At 53.1% G+C, this 16,521-nt stretch carries 17 protein-coding genes; 3 read left to right on the forward strand and 14 right to left on the reverse strand.

What is annotated here, in order from left to right; genetic code table 11:
- Positions 1–158: 158 nt before the first annotated feature.
- The 6 genes from C3F13_18195 to C3F13_18220 form a co-directional block, all read right to left on the reverse strand.
- Positions 159–545 (reverse strand): CopG family transcriptional regulator, encoded by a 387-nt coding sequence (locus C3F13_18195; GenBank protein ID PWB49770.1) that lies wholly within the window; start codon positions 543–545, stop codon positions 159–161.
- Between the two features lie 11 nt (positions 546–556).
- Positions 557–1,606: a hypothetical protein gene (locus C3F13_18200; protein PWB49771.1), complete on the reverse strand. Its 1,050-nt coding sequence runs from the start codon at positions 1,604–1,606 to the stop codon at positions 557–559.
- Between the two features lie 436 nt (positions 1,607–2,042).
- Positions 2,043–2,708, reverse strand: coding sequence for a hypothetical protein (locus tag C3F13_18205; GenBank protein ID PWB49772.1), 666 nt, complete (start codon positions 2,706–2,708; stop codon positions 2,043–2,045).
- 393 nt (positions 2,709–3,101) lie between these two features.
- Positions 3,102–3,965 carry an aldo/keto reductase gene (locus tag C3F13_18210; protein PWB49773.1) on the reverse strand — a complete coding sequence of 288 codons (864 nt, stop codon included), beginning with the start codon at positions 3,963–3,965 and terminating at the stop codon, positions 3,102–3,104.
- A 91-nt stretch (positions 3,966–4,056) separates the two neighbouring features.
- Positions 4,057–5,055: an N-acetyltransferase gene (locus C3F13_18215; protein PWB49774.1), complete on the reverse strand. Its 999-nt coding sequence runs from the start codon at positions 5,053–5,055 to the stop codon at positions 4,057–4,059.
- A gap of 2 nt (positions 5,056–5,057) precedes the next feature.
- Positions 5,058–5,783, reverse strand: a complete 726-nt coding sequence (locus tag C3F13_18220; GenBank protein PWB49775.1) for a class I SAM-dependent methyltransferase — start codon at positions 5,781–5,783, stop codon at positions 5,058–5,060.
- Between the two features lie 302 nt (positions 5,784–6,085).
- On the opposite strand from C3F13_18220, the gene C3F13_18225 reads away from it, so the two are divergent.
- Positions 6,086–7,375 (forward strand): hypothetical protein, encoded by a 1,290-nt coding sequence (locus C3F13_18225; GenBank protein ID PWB49776.1) that lies wholly within the window; start codon positions 6,086–6,088, stop codon positions 7,373–7,375.
- A 92-nt stretch (positions 7,376–7,467) separates the two neighbouring features.
- On the opposite strand, the gene C3F13_18230 is transcribed toward C3F13_18225, so the two are convergent.
- The 5 genes from C3F13_18230 to C3F13_18250 all read right to left on the reverse strand — a co-directional run bounded on the left by C3F13_18230 (position 7,468) and on the right by C3F13_18250 (position 10,805).
- Entirely contained in the window at positions 7,468–8,277 is an 810-nt protein-coding gene (locus C3F13_18230) for an alpha/beta hydrolase (protein PWB49777.1), read from the reverse strand.
- 15 nt (positions 8,278–8,292) lie between these two features.
- A complete protein-coding gene (locus C3F13_18235; protein PWB49778.1) occupies positions 8,293–8,664 on the reverse strand; it encodes a hypothetical protein in 372 nt (123 codons plus the stop codon).
- Between the two features lie 113 nt (positions 8,665–8,777).
- The gene (locus C3F13_18240; GenBank protein PWB49779.1) at positions 8,778–9,281 is read right to left on the reverse strand and encodes a hypothetical protein; all 504 of its coding nucleotides are present in this window, start codon (positions 9,279–9,281) and stop codon (positions 8,778–8,780) included.
- A gap of 42 nt (positions 9,282–9,323) precedes the next feature.
- Complete coding sequence (locus C3F13_18245; protein ID PWB49780.1) at positions 9,324–10,226, reverse strand: alpha/beta hydrolase; 903 nt, start codon at positions 10,224–10,226, stop codon at positions 9,324–9,326.
- 114 nt (positions 10,227–10,340) lie between these two features.
- Complete coding sequence (locus tag C3F13_18250) at positions 10,341–10,805, reverse strand: hypothetical protein (protein PWB49781.1); 465 nt, start codon at positions 10,803–10,805, stop codon at positions 10,341–10,343.
- A gap of 158 nt (positions 10,806–10,963) precedes the next feature.
- Between C3F13_18250 and C3F13_18255 the strand changes: the two genes are divergently transcribed.
- A complete protein-coding gene (locus tag C3F13_18255) occupies positions 10,964–11,878 on the forward strand; it encodes an NAD(P)-dependent alcohol dehydrogenase (GenBank protein PWB49782.1) in 915 nt (304 codons plus the stop codon).
- Positions 11,879–12,003: 125 nt separating this feature from the next.
- On the forward strand, positions 12,004–12,780 hold the full coding sequence (locus C3F13_18260) for a hypothetical protein (GenBank protein PWB49783.1): 777 nt from the start codon (positions 12,004–12,006) through the stop codon (positions 12,778–12,780).
- A 9-nt stretch (positions 12,781–12,789) separates the two neighbouring features.
- Here the strand turns inward: C3F13_18260 and C3F13_18265 are convergent, their stop codons facing one another.
- From C3F13_18265 to C3F13_18275, 3 genes are all read right to left on the reverse strand, one after another.
- On the reverse strand, positions 12,790–14,064 hold the full coding sequence (locus C3F13_18265; GenBank protein ID PWB49784.1) for a hypothetical protein: 1,275 nt from the start codon (positions 14,062–14,064) through the stop codon (positions 12,790–12,792).
- Positions 14,048–14,998, reverse strand: a complete 951-nt coding sequence (locus C3F13_18270) for a hypothetical protein (protein ID PWB49785.1) — start codon at positions 14,996–14,998, stop codon at positions 14,048–14,050. The genes C3F13_18265 and C3F13_18270 overlap by 17 nt, the downstream gene beginning before the upstream one ends.
- A gap of 552 nt (positions 14,999–15,550) precedes the next feature.
- Complete coding sequence (locus tag C3F13_18275) at positions 15,551–16,486, reverse strand: hypothetical protein (protein PWB49786.1); 936 nt, start codon at positions 16,484–16,486, stop codon at positions 15,551–15,553.
- Positions 16,487–16,521: the final 35 nt, after the last annotated feature.

A 16,521-nucleotide genomic window follows, 5' to 3' on the forward strand; every position in this document is an offset into this window, starting at 1 on the left:
AAACCACACTGGCCTAACCTGCAATTTCTCCATACGTCAGCAGTGCCTCTATAAATATCTGCATTGATCTGCATGCATCTGCGGTTTGATTATTACGTTCAGTACTCATCTGTGCCAAAAATCAACTTATGGTAGTGACTCGCGTTTGCTTCCGAGCGCTACTCCATCCTTCCTTCGATGGCTGCTTTGACTACATCGCTCGCCAGGAAGACGCCGCGCACCTGGATGTTTTCCACCACTTCGGCTGCCAGTTCTGGGGTGATATCACCCTGGAAGTGAAGCAGGCCTACGACAGCGATCTTCAAGCGTTCGTTCTTCTGCTTGAAGCGCTCAAGGTCAGCTCGATTGTAGGAGAGGACCCCCACGACATATGAATGCCGGGTGACCGATTGCTGGATCTCCAGGCTGTGTTTCTCAAGCTGGCCTCGGATGGCGGTGCGGATGAAATCGGTGCGGTTTGAGTACAAGCCTTCCTGCACCAGCAGGTCGATCTTACCCAGGTCAACCGCCGCCATATTAATGGTAATTTTTTCTGTGTCAGGCATTGCACTTCTCCTTATTTGTGCTGCTCAAGATAGGCAAGCACATGATCGAGCTCCACCTGCCAGAGTGCGTTGGCCATATATGGCTTGAATCCCAGCTCATTGTTAATTTTCAGCATGGCGGCATTGCTATCTGCATTGCCCGTACGAATATACTTCACCTGTGGTCGATCTATCAGCACCTTGTTAAGCATGGCAGCTTTCAGCCAGCGCCCCAGGCCTCTATTCCGGTACTCTGGAAAAACACCGGTCATGTCCTGGTACAGGATCTCCGGGCGGTTGGGGTGCCACCTGGTTTCGGTGTAGCCAGCGAATTTTCCAGTGGATTTCTCCAGGATGTAAAACGTCCAGCGCTGGTTACCGCGTGCAAAGATCATCTGCTCCTGTTGGCGCAGCTGTTCAGGGGTCAGGTGGAATTCTTCAATTTCAAGGTCGCCGAAGGGCTGTTGGTTGGTAAGCTCAACCAGCTGGGAAATGGCTACCAACTGATCTTCTGGATAAGGACCTTCCCACAACCCCAACATGAATTCCGAAAGCAGCATATTCCCTCGTGCGAGCCATTTTGCAAGCAGATCCTGGTCGAGCTCGGCGATCTTTAGCTGATTTATGTGCCCTACCAGGCCTTTTTGAGCTCCCAGGCGTGTCATAAATGCTTCTCCAGCAGGGATGCGATCATAACTCTCCGAAAGCAGCAACCGTCGCTTTTCAGACTGGGCCGCATGGGTGATTAGCTCCAGGATATGCCGCCCCAAGCCCTGGCGCCGGAAGTCTGGACAAACGCTGATGTCAAACTGCGCCAGGTGCCTGTTTTCTTCCATATTCAGCATCTGTACCATCCCCATAGCAATTATTTCGTCGCTTCCCTTCTGCTTCGTTGTCCAGATCTTGACTTCCACATAGGAGGGCAGGTTGTGTAATTCGTTCATGGTCTCATCCAGGGCGATAGGGGGGTCATCGGGCAGGCGCTCACGGCGCATCAGGTTTATATGCCTGTTCAAGGCTGCATATTCTTCCTGGGTAGCTCCTTTGATGTCAAATAATTGGATTGAATAGGTTGTCTGCATGGCTTCTCCTTGCCATCCATGTGGATGTTATTCGGATGGTATATGGATTGTAGACGATATTTATCCTTTTGTCAAGGGAAAAAACATCCATATACCATCCAATTGGATGGTGATTTGTGGGAAAGTCTTGCGGTTGGGTCGATCTGGAATTCGTGTAATCTGTATTGTGGGCATTAGTTCGCCCGAAATCCAATTTCGGTATTAAATCTCCTCCCCAATTTTCGTTCATTGAATATGGGGATGGCAGGCGGGGGTGTCTGGTTTCGCAACACCAATTACCTTGCACGATTTGTCAGTAAAACAAACCCCACGGTCTCAGCCTATGACTTTTATGTTTTACTGCAGTTTTATTTAGATATCCGTGTTTATCTGTGTGCATCTGTGGTAAAAAAATAGTATTGTGTGTCCATTCGCAGATCGTCTTCAAACCGCTTTCCTAAATGCTGGCACTTACTTGCCTCTGGGAAACGACCTGCCTCTGTGCTGCTTTAAAATACGCCAACAGGCTGATGCTCAGCACCGCCGCGAAGAAGCACCAGACTGAAGGAAAACTTGGCATCTGCTCCAGGTACAACCCGGCTGCACAGCTGGCTACCACGCCGACCCCGAACAGCACCAGTCCTTTACGGCTCGATATGAGTAAAGGAACCGTCACTGCGATGAGATAAGCCGGCCCAAGGTTCCAAATCGAAGCCACCTGGTAAGACAGGTTGCAGGTGTAAACCGACACCGCTACAGGGGTCTGGATCATGCCCACCAGGTAATTCACCCCCACTGCCAGGCCGACTGCCTGGCAGAGCAGGATGGCAATGCGCCGCTTTGGGCAAGTTTCCATTCGGTAGGCAGCAAAGGGGATATAGATCGGCCAGAGTACATAGGCAATCAGCACATACAGGGTGATTGCAGCCGTTTCGAGTGACCCCAATCCTGGTTCATCCTGCGACAACCAGATGCAACCCTCAATAAATTGGTGTGTGGCAAATATGGCTGGGATGGCCGCCAATGGCAGGCTGCCGTGTTCCTTTGGCGTCCGTGCAATCGCTACGCTGGTGGCGATCAGTACCCCGCTGGCGATGAAGCTGGCTTCTGCTGAATAGCACATAGCACTCTCCTCTGCTGCTAGGTCAGCCAACTTTTACTATACAGATTTATTTCCGCAGAGTCAAGCACCAACTATCGTAATGTTACCCCGTCTTACATCTCCCCCATGTTTCGCTCTTCGATATATGGGGGAGATTGGGTTCATCTAGCCACCTGGTCACCTGCACGATCGTTGTGCGGCACGATCTTTGTGCGGTATCCACTCTATGCGGCACACTGCCTGCATGACCTATGCGCGAGGTTTTCGTGCGCAGGGAGAGTTGGATCTTGTAAGAGAAGGTCATTTGCTTAACTCAACCCGTGGTTGCGAATACGAGGACGAGCCTAATTATGCTAAAGATCACAAAGGGCAGTGAGCTTGCTGTTATATCTCCATCGGTTCTTCTTTAGGTGTTTATCCTTTGAAAATTGGTTGGATGTCATACTCTGCCACGAGTGACTCCATCTCGGCATCGGAAGGCCGTTGCTCAAAGATGCTGGCTGCTCGAAGAATTTTGGGTAGGAGCTGTATATCCCCCGCGGTGATTAGAAAGCAATCGGTCAGACCAAGCACCCAGTGCACCGATTTTTGGATCGCATCTTCGGTGACCAGTGGCTCATAAAAGTAGGTGTTGAATGTTTTCAGTTGATCATTCCATGGTCCGCGCGCAATCGATTTTATGGTCTGAACAGCAACCTTCCGCTTCCTGCATGTAGTAATCAGATCGGCAAAATCAGCAGCATACGCAGGTATCTTCATTTGCCGATAGCTATAGGGTAGCATGACTGAATCAAAGTCGTAGCGCTCGAGGCTGCGCTTGTGCATGGCTGGTGTCTGGTTGCTGTGACCAGTCACACCCAGGTGTCGCACCTTACCTTGCTCGCGTGCTGAAATCAAGACCTCCAGGGCTCCCTCTGTCCCCATTGTGTCTTCCCAACCCTTCATATTAGTGAGTCCATGCAGCTGCAAAAGGTCAATCGAATCCACCCCCAATGTTTGCAGTGAATTGTTCAGGTCAGCCAACGCTCCATGATGGGTTCGTTTGCGAGTTTTCGTGGCCAGAAAGAAAGCCTGCCTGTGTTTCTTCATCCAGGTTCCAATCAACTTCTCAGCATTCCCATACATGGGTGCTGTGTCAATGTGGTTGATGCCATATTCCATTAGGAGCTCTACTACCTGGTCAGCTTCCTTCTGGGAAGCTGTAGATAAGGCCCATGAGCCGAATATGACCCGTGAGCTTATGTGACCAGTGCGTCCGAAGGCAGCTTTTGGTATCATTATTCCCTCCTGAAAGTCTGCTTTAGAATCTCGAGTATTGTGGGTTGGGTAGCGCAGCCTGTTCGTGGCTGCGAAACCCAACAATCATGTTCTAGAGCTTTTTGCGGAACAGCGTATCTTTTTTAGCCACCTGGAAACCGCAACTCTCATATAACGTGACCACATTACTGGTACTATCAGTGTCAGCCACCAGTGCTGATTCGGTCATCCCAGCCTCTCTTTGGGCTTTCAGGCTCAGGCTGATCAATGCCCGCGCCAGGCCACGCCTGCGCCACGGGCGAATTACCCCAATACCTTCCGTGTAGCCCCGCAGCCGCTTGAATTGCTGGTTCTCCTGGTGGTGGATATAGGTTAACACGGTACCTGCTACTTCCCCAGTGACTACGTCCCACGCCACCTGCCATAGCTCCGGTTGAAACAGCTCACCGAGCAACCAATCCTGATAGTCCTGCTCTGTCAGCTCGTGGTGACCCCATTCATCGCGGCTTGTCTCTGCAATTGCCTTCCAAATGGCCCGGTAGTGGTCAGGTTCTGCCATGCGCACTTCCAATCCTTCAGGCAGCGGGTATTCAATGATATTTTCCAAGGAGGGTCGCACCATGCTGTAAAAATGGCGCACCGGTTCGTAACCAGCGTGCTCCAGCATAACCTTCGTGCCTGTCTGGTGCTGGCTAACGTTCACCTGGAATACCTTCTCCAGCTCAGCCGGGTGGGCGCTGGCAACCTTCCTCAGGCGGTTTTCCATCTCCCTGAGCAAAGCGGTGCCGATGCCCTTACGGCGCCACTCAGGCACCAGGAAACCATTCTGGGCATACACGCGCACACCGTTTTCGCCTTCCTCCCACCAGCCACGTGTGTATCCCACCATGGCGCCGTCCACTTCTCCGATGAGCAGGTCGCGCTGGGGGTTGCAGTTGCTCAGGTGCTGGAAAGCCTTGGCGATGTCTTTTGCGCTCACCTGGCGCTCCACCTTGTCGGCCATTCCACTGGCGGTCAGCACGCGGGCGATCTGGGGATAGTCTGCTTCGCCATTAAAAGTTCGAAATTTTAGCCCCGGGATTTGAGGAGCGTAATCAAACGAGTTTGTCATATTCACCTCTTAAGCGCACGCAGGCACATGAAACCAGGCCTGTGCATTAATTCTTCATAGTCTTCAGGATCAGCCTGCCTGAACTTCTCCGTCGGCAGTGGCTCAAGCAGCCTGTCCAGGGTGAAACCTGCTTTGATGAGCAGGTTGAGCACTTCGCTCAGCGGCCGCCGATAGGATGGCATAACCACCTGTTTGCCAAATCCCGTGGAGTTGTACTCCACACGCTCGGTGTGGAAGTAATTGCTCGTCTGGCGGTGAGCGTCGAATTCCTGGTGCGGATGACCGATGGAAAATATTAGCTTGCCGCCCGTACGCAGCAAGCGGTGAAATTCTCTGAATGCCGTGGCCCAATCCAGCACATAGTCCATTGCCAGTGCGCTCAATACGATATCGAAGGAACCGTCATCCAGGAAGTCCAGCGGGTATTCCAGGTTAGCCTGTCGCACAGTGGCTTTGCCAGCCAGTCGCTGCCGGGCAAGCCTGATCATCTTGAGGTTGGCATCCACAGCCACCACCCGGGCGCCTTGCTCGACCAGCCATTCGGCGTAAACGCCAGGACCGCAACCGGCGTCCAGCACGCGTTTCCCGGTCACCTCGCCCAGCAGAGATAGCGTCGCTGGGTGCTCATAATAGGCATTGTGGGGTTTGATGTCGATGATGCGGGCAAATTCCTCCGCGATCTGGTTATAGGCATGCTGGGCGATGGGTGGTTTTCTTCTCGAACCCATATTGCGATCCCTTCAAGCAGGATGTCGGACTAATGACGGATATTCTAATCTAATTTCAAACGAGTTATGCAGTATCTTGGCTGGGGTGACCTGGTATGCACTTTACCGGTTGAGGGTGGGGGATTTTCACCCGAGACCAACAATTCAATTATTTTCTGGCATCCCCGCAATAGGTCATTATTTTCTCGGCAATTTCGGTATAAATTGATATATTTTGACAGTCAATGATGCATCCAATCCCAGTTTGTGGTGTTAGAATAAGCGATTAAATAATCCTATTTATAATAAAAGGTTTGATTGAGATGGATAATACAGATAAAACATCGGAAAATACTCCGGTCAATAATGCAGGTGAATCTTTTTATGAACAGCCCCTGGTGCAGGTTGAGCGAATCCCGGTAACGGATGGCGTTAAGATTGGCATCCAGCGCGTCACCAATCCACTGGTGGGCATTGGCGGTGCGTATGGGACATGGGGTGAGCACATCGATAATGCAGGTTTACCCAGCATGCTTGAATCGGTACTTGGCGAAAAGCTGGAGGATGGTGAGCAGCTGAACCTGACCGAATTGGGTTTTCAGCACCGGCAATTCACCCCGGTTATGTCTGAGGCAGAAAATATCGAGCTGGAAGTACAGGTGGGCAAGCGTTTCCTGGTGGAAGCCGCTGATGCTTGTGGTTGGAAGCCTGCTGAGGTGGATGCGGTGTTGGTGGGGATCAGCGGGCCGGTGAGCGATGATTACGTCGAGCGCATCTGCCAGGAAGCTGGCATCCCAGACAGTGCTATCAAGGTGAGCGTGCACAAGGCCTGTGATGGCTCTGTGGCAAGCCTGAACCTGGCACTCAACCCCACATTGCGGGTGCAACAGCAGATTGGGCAAAATCTGGCCAAGGTATTGAATGGGAAAAAAGTATTGGTAGGCGGGATCGAAGGGTTAAGCCGGTTGTTGCGGACCGCGCATGATAAAAATGCGGTGCAAATCTTCGGCAACGGTGCGGGCATCATTGGCCTGGTACCGGGAAAGTCGATGAAATTCCTGGTTGGCAAGGCGCACGAAGTCTACGATGAAGCTGGGCTGTTGGCTTTTCACATGTTTTACCCGCATTCCAAGGCATATGTGGAAGGCGAATCGATGATTGAGGTGACCCAACCCAAGCAGAACTTCATCAGGGTTGCAGGGCTGATGCACGAGCCAACGAGGGGGAACTCGGTGGAGATGGCCGGGATGGTGGGGATGGTGAAGCTATTTGTGCGTAATGGCGCACAGGTGGTGGAGGATGTCTATCAATCCTACAAGCAAAAGATGGCTGAGCTGGGCATGCCCGGGAAAGAGATTGCGGTTGCCATTGTCCACCACGCCAATTTCAAGATTAACCAGCTGCTGGAGAAGACCTTGAATAGAGATGGCATCCATTTTGACATGCCCTGGCTGCTGAATGAATTCGGCAATGTGAGCGCTGCCTCCAACATGATTGCTTTCTTGCGCAAGCTGTCCAGCTTGAAACCCGGTGATCATATCCTTTTTGATGGATACGGGGCTGGCACGTATTACGACGTCCTTGCAGTTGAACTCGGGGGTCGAACCGAATAATAGCTTTTAATGGATTGTTAGGTTTCGAAAAAGAGAGCATTTTCCCGCATAAAGTTCATGCAGGTGACCTCAACCCAACCTACTACTATTACTTAACCAAAACGGCTCTGCCTCATCGCGAAATCGAGTACCACCCGCATGGATATCTCATTCTCCGCCGTAAAATGATCGGCATTCGGGATTATGAACAGCTCAGCATTTGGGATCCGCTCATACTCCTCCACCGCCTGCTGTAGCTCGATGATCCCATCCCGGTCACCGAGCATGACCAGGGTCGGTTCGCTGATCTTCTGGAAATCCACTTCCGTGTAGTCGAGGGGGGTCCACCACAGCTCTGAGATTTGCCTGAGCAGTACTTTCCAATACTCCGAGTCAGGGCTGGAGACGTGCTCAAGCTGCATTTCTTCGACCCAATCGGGAGAGTTTTGCCTGATGCGCGAGAAATCCACCTGCCCTGGGGCATCGAATCCGGCCATCTTCATCGTGTCGAGGTACACATCCGAGAACTTATACCACGCCGCCCCCACCACCAGTGCCCTGCACAAGCCAGGATAGCGCATCCCCAGCTCCAACACCACCTGGCCCCCATCACTATACCCGCACACGATGGGTTGATCAAGGTTTAACGCCTGGATCAAGCCTGCCGTATCCTCCGCCATCTGGCGGTAGCTGAGTATCCCGGAGGGATTATTCGTCCGTCCATGTGCCCGGCTGTCGGGGGTGATCACCCTGAAATGCGAGCTGAAGATGGGCAGGAATGGCTGCCAGGTCTTGCAGCTGCTCGTACCACCGTGCAGTAGGATGAGCGGTGTGCCTTCCCCGGTTTCTTCAAAGTACATGTCCATGCCATTCACCGGCAGATACCCGCCTTCTGCCTCGGGTAGATTGTCACGATCGGTCATGTTCCTGCCTCCGCTTTAGCCAATGTTCTGCGCCGTTTTCTTGGCGGTTTTCTCCGCTTGCTTGTGGACGTAATTTATCGATTCTTCAAATAACGGCATGTATTGCTTGTAATCTTCCGCATTGCTCAGGTTGATCTGGATCCATTCGCGCATCTTCGGCCGGCCCAGCGGCATGAAGGGGATCACGTTTGGGTCACGTTCCAACAGCTGCGCGGCTGTTTCCACCGGCACTTTGAGACCCACGCCCTGCTCGAAGACACACATACAGAGCTTCTTTCCCACGTAATATGCCGGGTAGCCGAACATCTTGCCCGCATGGACCAGCGGGTGGGTGAGCAACAGGTCGTCCAGGATGAGCTTGATAGCGGGATTAAAAGTGATAGGCATTCTCTTCTCCGGTCATAATGAACAATAACTGGAAACAGCTCAGGAGCTCAGAAAGTAAATTGTATCCGATGAGGCTGGGACACTGCTCATTGGAAGCTCTCTTCCGGCATACATCACGGCCTTACGATGAACTCAGGTGAACTGATCGTCGTCCGACCGCCATTCAGGTAATACATGATCTTCAAGCGCTCTTCACCAAGCAAGCCCAGGCCTTCCAGGTTAGTGAGCTCCAGGTCGAAAGCCTCTCCGGGAGCCAGTGAGTGGATGATATAGTCACCTTCCTGCGGGTAGTTGCCGAATAACGGTTCAATACTGGGGCAGAAACCTGCGAAATATTCCCACTCACCATCTGCATACTTTTCGACCGTGGTGGGAAAATTTCCTAAGGCGCAGTTCATCGGGCAGTAGATATCAATCGTGCGCTCATCGAAGTTCTCTATGCGGACGTGGATCGTCTCTCCTGCCCGGTAGGTCAATTTGTCAGTATTGATGAGTACTTTATATATATCCTCATGGCTGAATTGGTTAATTAAATAGCAACCTGCCACAAGCACGATTATTCCAGTTGCGACGATCCAAGGCATAATCTTGCGTATTTTCATGGGATGGCCACCCATCGCCGTAATTCCCTCCAGGAAAGCAATTCGGTGTCAGCCAAATTACCCTGTCCTTATTCGGGCTCGGATAAATTCACCAATCTCGCTGATCGCCTGGCGTGCCTCGGGCAGCCATGGCACGAATATCTGGAAAACATGGAACATCTCCGGCCATACCTTCACCTGAGCCTCAACCCCAGCTGCCCTTGCCCGCGCAACGAATCCAACTGCATCGTCCAGCAGTACTTCATTCTCTCCGACGTGGATCAGGATCGGCGGCAAACCTTGCAGGTCAGCATAGATCGGTGAAATCGTAGGCTCATGCGGGTCATGATCGCGAATGTAATCGCTGACGATCGAGGTGGAGCCGAGGTTAGCCAGCACCGGGTCAACCTTGTGGCGCGTAGTGTACGATTCTCTCTGGGAAGCCAGGTCAGTCGCTGGAGATAGCGCCACTGCTCCAGCGGGTAACGGTTTACCAGCCGCCTTAAGCTCCACCAGCAGCGCCAGGCTCAGGTTGCCACCCGCCGAGTCGCCTGCCAGTACTATTCGCCTGGCCGGTATTCCTTGGGCTTGTAGCCATTCGAAGGCGGTCAGGCAGTCCTCCAACCCGGCCGGGAAAGGGTTTTCAGGCGCCAGGCGGTAATCAATAGATAAGGCATTAACCCCGCTGGCATAGCACAGGTGCGAGACCATCCCGCGGTGCGTGCGCGGTGAGCCCATATACCATGCACCCCCGTGGATGTATAAGATGGCGGCATCACCCGGGGCACCGTTTGGGATTGACCACTCAGCAGGCACGCTACCGGCTTGCACCGCTTCATTCTGCACATCCTTATGCAGCTTAAAGAAGCGCTGTGACTGCTCCATACGCTCTCGCATCTGCGGCGGGGTGTACTTTTTATTGGCCAGGTATTTGTTCTGCCTGAACCAGAAGGTGAGGATTCTGCTTTGGATGGATGCCATGGATTACTTCTCTGTAAACAATGCTGGGTATGGGAAGCTCATCAGGGAATAGAGGTTCCTGCCTCGCACGGGTAATTTCCCATGGGATCAGGGATGCAATTTACCTGCAGGTGATCAGCTGCCGGGTTTAAACCAGCGGCTATCGTAAAGCACCTCGAAATCAGCGCTGCGCGGCACCAGCTCGAAGACCGCCATGATCTCGGGGGTGGGCACGCTGGGTTGCCGGGTGGTCAGGTTGAGGATGGTACCCTCCAATGAGACCGTGACGGCTTTCTTGCCGTTGGCTTTGAGGAATTCATGTCTCACTTTCCAGCGCATCCCCGACGGGGAAAGCCCGGAGAGCAGGTACTTGATGGTGAGGGTTTCACCCAGGCGAGCTTCCCGGTAGAAGGTGGCTGTCAGTGTGGTATATACCGGACCTACGTTCAGGTTGTCGAATGCCTCAGGGGGCAGGTCGTGTTCAGAGAAAAAGCGGTAGCGTTGCTCAGCCGCTGCATCGATGTAAGCCGAGTAACGTACATGGCGGTTGGCGTCAATATCGGTCCAGCGCACTTCATAGGTCGTTGCATAAGCATCCATCGGTCAGCCTCCACTGGGATGATGTTAGTCTGCTCTGTTTTGATACTATACTCGAATCCTGTGGAGCGTCAAGCACATACCAGGATATGCTGCCTGTAGGAAAAATCAAAGTACCCTATACTGGATAAGGAAGCAGATGGTAAACTCATAAGATATCCATGAAAGCTGTCATTTACGAAAAATACGGTCCACCCGAGGTCCTAAAGCTCACCCAGCTTGACAAGCCTGTTCCCAAGGCAAACGAAGTGCTGGTGAAGATCCATGCCACCAGCGTGACTGCGGGTGATTGGCGCATGCGTAAACCTGATCCAATGGCTGCCAGGCTATTTAATGGCCTTTTTAAACCTCGTAAAATCAAGATTCTCGGATTCGAACTGGCTGGTGAAATCGAGGCGATCGGTCGCGAGGTAAAACGATTCAAGCCTGGTGACCAGGTATTTGCATTTACCGGTTTTGGTTTTGGTGCTTACGCAGAGTATAAATGCCTACCCGAAGGAGGTGCTCCTGAAAAAGTTGGCTTGATCGAGTTGAAACCAGCCAACCTGACATTTTTACAGGCTGCTGCCTTGCCGTGCGGGGCGATGACTGCCCTCGGATTTCTTACCAAGGCCCATATCCAGCCTGGCCAAAAGGTGCTGGTTTATGGCGCATCTGGCAGCGTGGGCACCTATGCCCTCCAGCTTGCCAGTGAATTCGGCGGGGAGGTTACCGGTGTTTGTAGCGCCTCCAATATCGAGCTAGTGAGGTCGTTAGGTGCCATTCATGTATTCGATTACACCCGCGCTGATTTTTCGTTAGGTGTGGCGGCCTATGACATGATCTTCGATGCGGTCGGCAAGTTGAACCCATCAAAATACAAGCCTGCCTTGAAGGAAGGTGGGAAGTACTTTTCTGTAACTGGCTCGATACGCTTGAAAAATGATGATCTTGCCACCCTCAAAGAGATGGTTGAAGCGGGTAAGATCACGCCGGTCATCGACCGGGTTTACCCGATCGAACAGATTGTGGAAGCCCATCATTATGTCGAAATGGGCCACAAAAAGGGGAATGTTGTCATTTCCATTCTTGGCTAACATGCGCTGATAAAATCACTTTCAATCGACAGTCACGTCTGATGACAGCCAATAACGAGCAACCGATAACGTATTTTGGAACAATTCGCAGATTTCTCAAGGTAGGCACCTGATCTGAGGCGGTGATGAGCGTCGTCGACTGCTCATACCACAATCCCATGGTCCTGGAGGAAAGTGCCGTCGCGCCCCTGGCTGGTGGGCTATTGCAAAACGGCTATCAGTGCGGTATTTTGTGGGGCGCTGCGTTGGCAGCCGGTGCGCGGGCATATCAGCTGCTGGGACCCGGCGCATATGCAGAAACCCAGGCAATCCTCGTTACCCAAAAACTTGTTGAGGCTTTCCGCCTGCGTAATAAAGAGATAAATTGTTCCGACATCATTGGCATGCGCTGGAAGGTAAGCTCGCCGCGCAGCCTGGCAGCCCAGGTCCTGAAATTCTTCCTGAGAGGTGGACCATTGCTCTGCTTCAACATGTCGGCGAATTTCGCCGAAGCTGCCTTTCGTGAGATTGATCGCTCTTCTACAGCCAGCTCTGCCATAGCTCCATCCACTCCGGTGAGTTGCGCATCGCTACTCGCCAGTCGCATGGGTGCTTCAGACATGCATGCTGTGCTGGCGGCTGGTTTTGCCGGTGGCATTGGGTTGAGTGGAGGCGCATGCGGAGCTTTAGGCGCGGCTATCTGGATCATCAGCATGGATCATGCCAAAGTGAGCGGTAGCAATCCAGGCTTTGCTGACCCACTCGCCCTGGCTGCGGTTGAGAGATATCTTGCTGCTTCCGATAATGAGTTCGAATGCGCCAGGGTCATCAGCAGGCAGTTTGAGAGTGCTGCCGACCATGCTGCCTATATACAGGGGGGAGGCTGTGCGAAGATCATCCAGGCCCTATCTGCTCCCGCCTGATTTATCGTATCAATCGGATCTCTTCCTGTGAACAATCACCAGCGTAAAATCATCTAAATATCCATAATGGTCAGAATGGCTCTCTGTTGCCTGGATAATCTTATAGATGATCTCTGCGGCTGATTCGTGCTCGTTTTCTCGTATCACGTCCGTCAGGCGTTGCAATCCGAAGGTCTGTCCAGCCCGGTCCATGAGCTCGATCACGCCATCGGTATACATGCCCAGGATATCCCCTTCATCCATGGTGCTTAACCCATCAGTGTAATTCAAGTCCTGGAATATTCCCAAGGCAGGGTTATGGTTATCCAGCTTCTCAACCTCACCATTGGCTCGTAGCTTGAAGGGTGCCGGGTGACCGCAGCTCACATAAGTCAATTTTCCAGAAGCTGCATCCAGGACCGCGTATAGGGCGGTTACAAAGTGGTGGTCACCTGTGAACTCAGGTAAAATCTGGTTTATCACACTGGCTATCCCCGCAGGGGTAGATCGCCCACGCGCCTGGGTGCGCAGTAAAGCCCGGAAAGCCGTCATGACCAGGGCGGATGAGATGCCATGCCCGGAGACGTCTGCAATGGCCAGACCAAGGCAGCCGGGGGAAAAAGAGATGTAATCAAAGTAATCTCCGCCGATATCATCGGTAGGGATACATATTCCCGCGATATCGTAACCCTCCAGCTCTGGTGCTTCGTTGGGTAGCAGCCTTGATTGCACTTCCCGGGCAGTCTCCAGCTGCCTGTTGATCAACATCTGCTCCATCAGCTGTTTGTGCAGCATGGCTTTCTCGATCGAGATCGACGCAGCATCTGCGATAAGCTGCAGCACCTCAACATCCTCCGCATGATAAACCGATACCCGGTCGCTCTCTAAGTTCAGAGCACCAATTGCTCGTTCATTACGAATGATCGGCACGGCGATTTCTGAACGAGTCGTGCGGCGTCCTTCCACGTAGCGCGGCTCCTGCCGTACATCCTGAACGACCACGCTCGTGCAGTGTTGGATCACATAACCGGTGATCCCCTGGCCGCGCATCAGCATGTCGTCATTTTCTGGCGGGTTTGGGTCAAAACCGCGGCGGGCGATTCCTGCGATCATTCCCAGCGAAGTTTCGTGCCGGCCTCGCACCAGGTCTTGATTGAGCACGAAGATACCGGCAGCGTCGTATTCCAGTACGCTTCGTACCACATCCAACAGGTGCTGCATGATATCGTCCAGGTCTAAGGTATCGCGCACCTGGTGGGAGATATCCAGTAACAGCTGGTATTTTGCTTCAGAGGTCAGTTTCACTGCCCGCCTGCCTTTCTCCAAGTGCTTTGCGGATTGCCGGAACCGGGATGTTTGCCCTGTCCACCAATATCCATAGCTCTTCGATCATCCGTTGTACTTCGTCTGGTGCTTGTGAAATGTGATATTCCAACCCCACCTCCCCGAATCTGGAGTTTAGCAGCAGCCGGGTGGATAGCACACCGATGAAGTCCGGCAGGTTGACCAGGGTGGCTTCCATCCTGGGTACCACTTCGTGGCCCAACGCCCGCACGAGCCTAAGTCCCTCCCGCCGGGCAGCCACGTATAGCTTCAGGTCATCCGTGGCCCTGCCCAGCTCACGGACCTTACCCCCGTGTTTCAACACCAGGCTGGCAATGATGGCAACCCCCACCCCGTGGTTCAGCTGGTAATCCACGATGTTATCGGTGAGCCTGGCTCTAAATCCTCCCTGGGCAAGGATCTCCTTCAGGCGTTTTAATCGGCTGCTGATCGTCCCGTCGATCTCCCCCATGGGTGACGCAGCCGATTTGAACAGCATGGCCTTGATCAGGCCGCCTTCCCGCTTGCCGGCTGCATAGACCCCACCCATCATCGCCCGCCCTTTACCCAGTGCCTTCACGAACTCTTCCGGGCCCAGCAGGTTGTTGCCCATAAAGACGATATTCGGTGAGGCGTTCTGCGCCAGGAGGGGTAATAAGTCCAATTCCTGGTGCTTACGGACGACCACCAGAACATACCCGTATTTATCCTGGGGAGAGAGCTGGTCAATCACCGGCACTCGGGTGATCTTGCGTTTGTGGTTGAAGGGATTCTCGATCACCACCCCTGCATTGCACAGCTCTTCATAGCGTTTGCCCCTCGCCAATAGCCTCACATCCACCCCGCCGCGGTATAACTCTGCGGCGATGGCTGAGCCGTTCACGCCTGCCCCGAGCACCAGGACTCGTTCCGCCATGTTGCCCCTCCTGCTGACTTTATCATTGGGATGGAGACCAATATTACTATATGCCGTTTACCTTCCCTGTCAAGCACGATTCTTGATTTTTTTCCATTACGGGCACCAGAGTATTGTCGTTGTAGCTATCCCCTCGCTCTGCGGGGGAGAATCCCCGCTGGTTTTCGGGGAAGTACTGAAGGTTTTGTCATTGCGAGGAGTGAGGCCAGGGTTTATCTAGCTAAACGACGAAGCAATCTTCCCCTCACCACCCAGTGCCTGTATATCCTTGAATGTCTGTCGATCACGATGGTTGAATGAAGATCCCGGCATAGCCCAACGGGCGGGTGCATCGGAAGGGACCGCCTTCCATGTAAAACCATGGATCCCACAATGACATGCAGGTTTTTTTGTCATTGCGAAGGAGCATAGCGACCGAAGCAATCCTCAGGGGATTAAATTAATCATTACACATTCCGTCAGCTCTTAGCACAGAATGGTTATGTGAAGATTGCTTCGACCAGCAAAGACCGCTGTTCTCGCAACGACAGGAAATGTCAGTGTGAGATTCCCTTACGCTGGCTTCGTGAAATCCAGGTACTGGTTCACCACCCTGAAACCGATCGATTCGTACAGGTTCCGGGCAGGCGTGTTGCTGATCCCAGTGGAGATGCACACCCGCTCCATCCCATAGGACTTCATGCGGCGCAGGCTCTCCAGCAAAGCAAGGCGGGTGAGACCCTGGCGGCGGTATTGCTCGCGTGCTCCCACCGGTCCCTGGTCTCCAATGTGGTTGAGCGGATCGATCCAGTTATTCACTTGCGAGGCGATCACCCCCTCCGAGGTCAGGCTGACCACATCCAGGTCGCCGATATAGCCCGGCAGGCGGGTCAGGCGTAGATAATCGTCATCGCTCACATTGCCCACCGTCCAGGGTTGCCAGACCTCGCGCTCCACTGCTGCTCGGTCTGGGAGTTCTTCTTTTTTAAGCTCTCGCACCTGGTAACCAGCCGGGATGGGCAGGTTTGGGATCGGATCCTCTAGCGAGAGCAGCATATTCACCTCGGCAAATTGGCCGCGATATGTGAAACCGTGTTCTTTTAGGAATGCCAGGCGTGGCAGGTCATCCTGGCGTCCGCCAGCTACCAGGTCTCCGCCCCACCGGTGTGCATCCCGCTGGCGCAGCTCGGCCAGGCATGCCTCTGCCCAACCCAGCGCCTCGGCTTCGATGCCTGTCCACTCGTATTCAGGCAGCACGTGCCAGTCAAATGTCGGGTCTTCCCCCAGCATGGCAAACGCCACCATCCGGTCATCCTGGTTATGCCACACACGCATGTGCTCACAGGGGTCAAGGTGGATCAAGACCATGAAATAGTTCCACAGGAACTCACCGATGTGTGGGTAGTGCCAGTCATTGGTGTTGCGCCTGCCCACCATCAGCATGTCCAGGATATCGCGCAGGTCGCATTTGTCGTCATAGTTGCGGACTTTCACCCCGTTGGTCATCATTTTGTCAGCCTCCTGCAAATAGATATTATAGAGGG

The sequence above is a fragment of the Anaerolineales bacterium genome (genome assembly GCA_003105035.1).
Taxonomy (GTDB): Bacteria; Chloroflexota; Anaerolineae; order Anaerolineales; family UBA4823; genus FEB-25.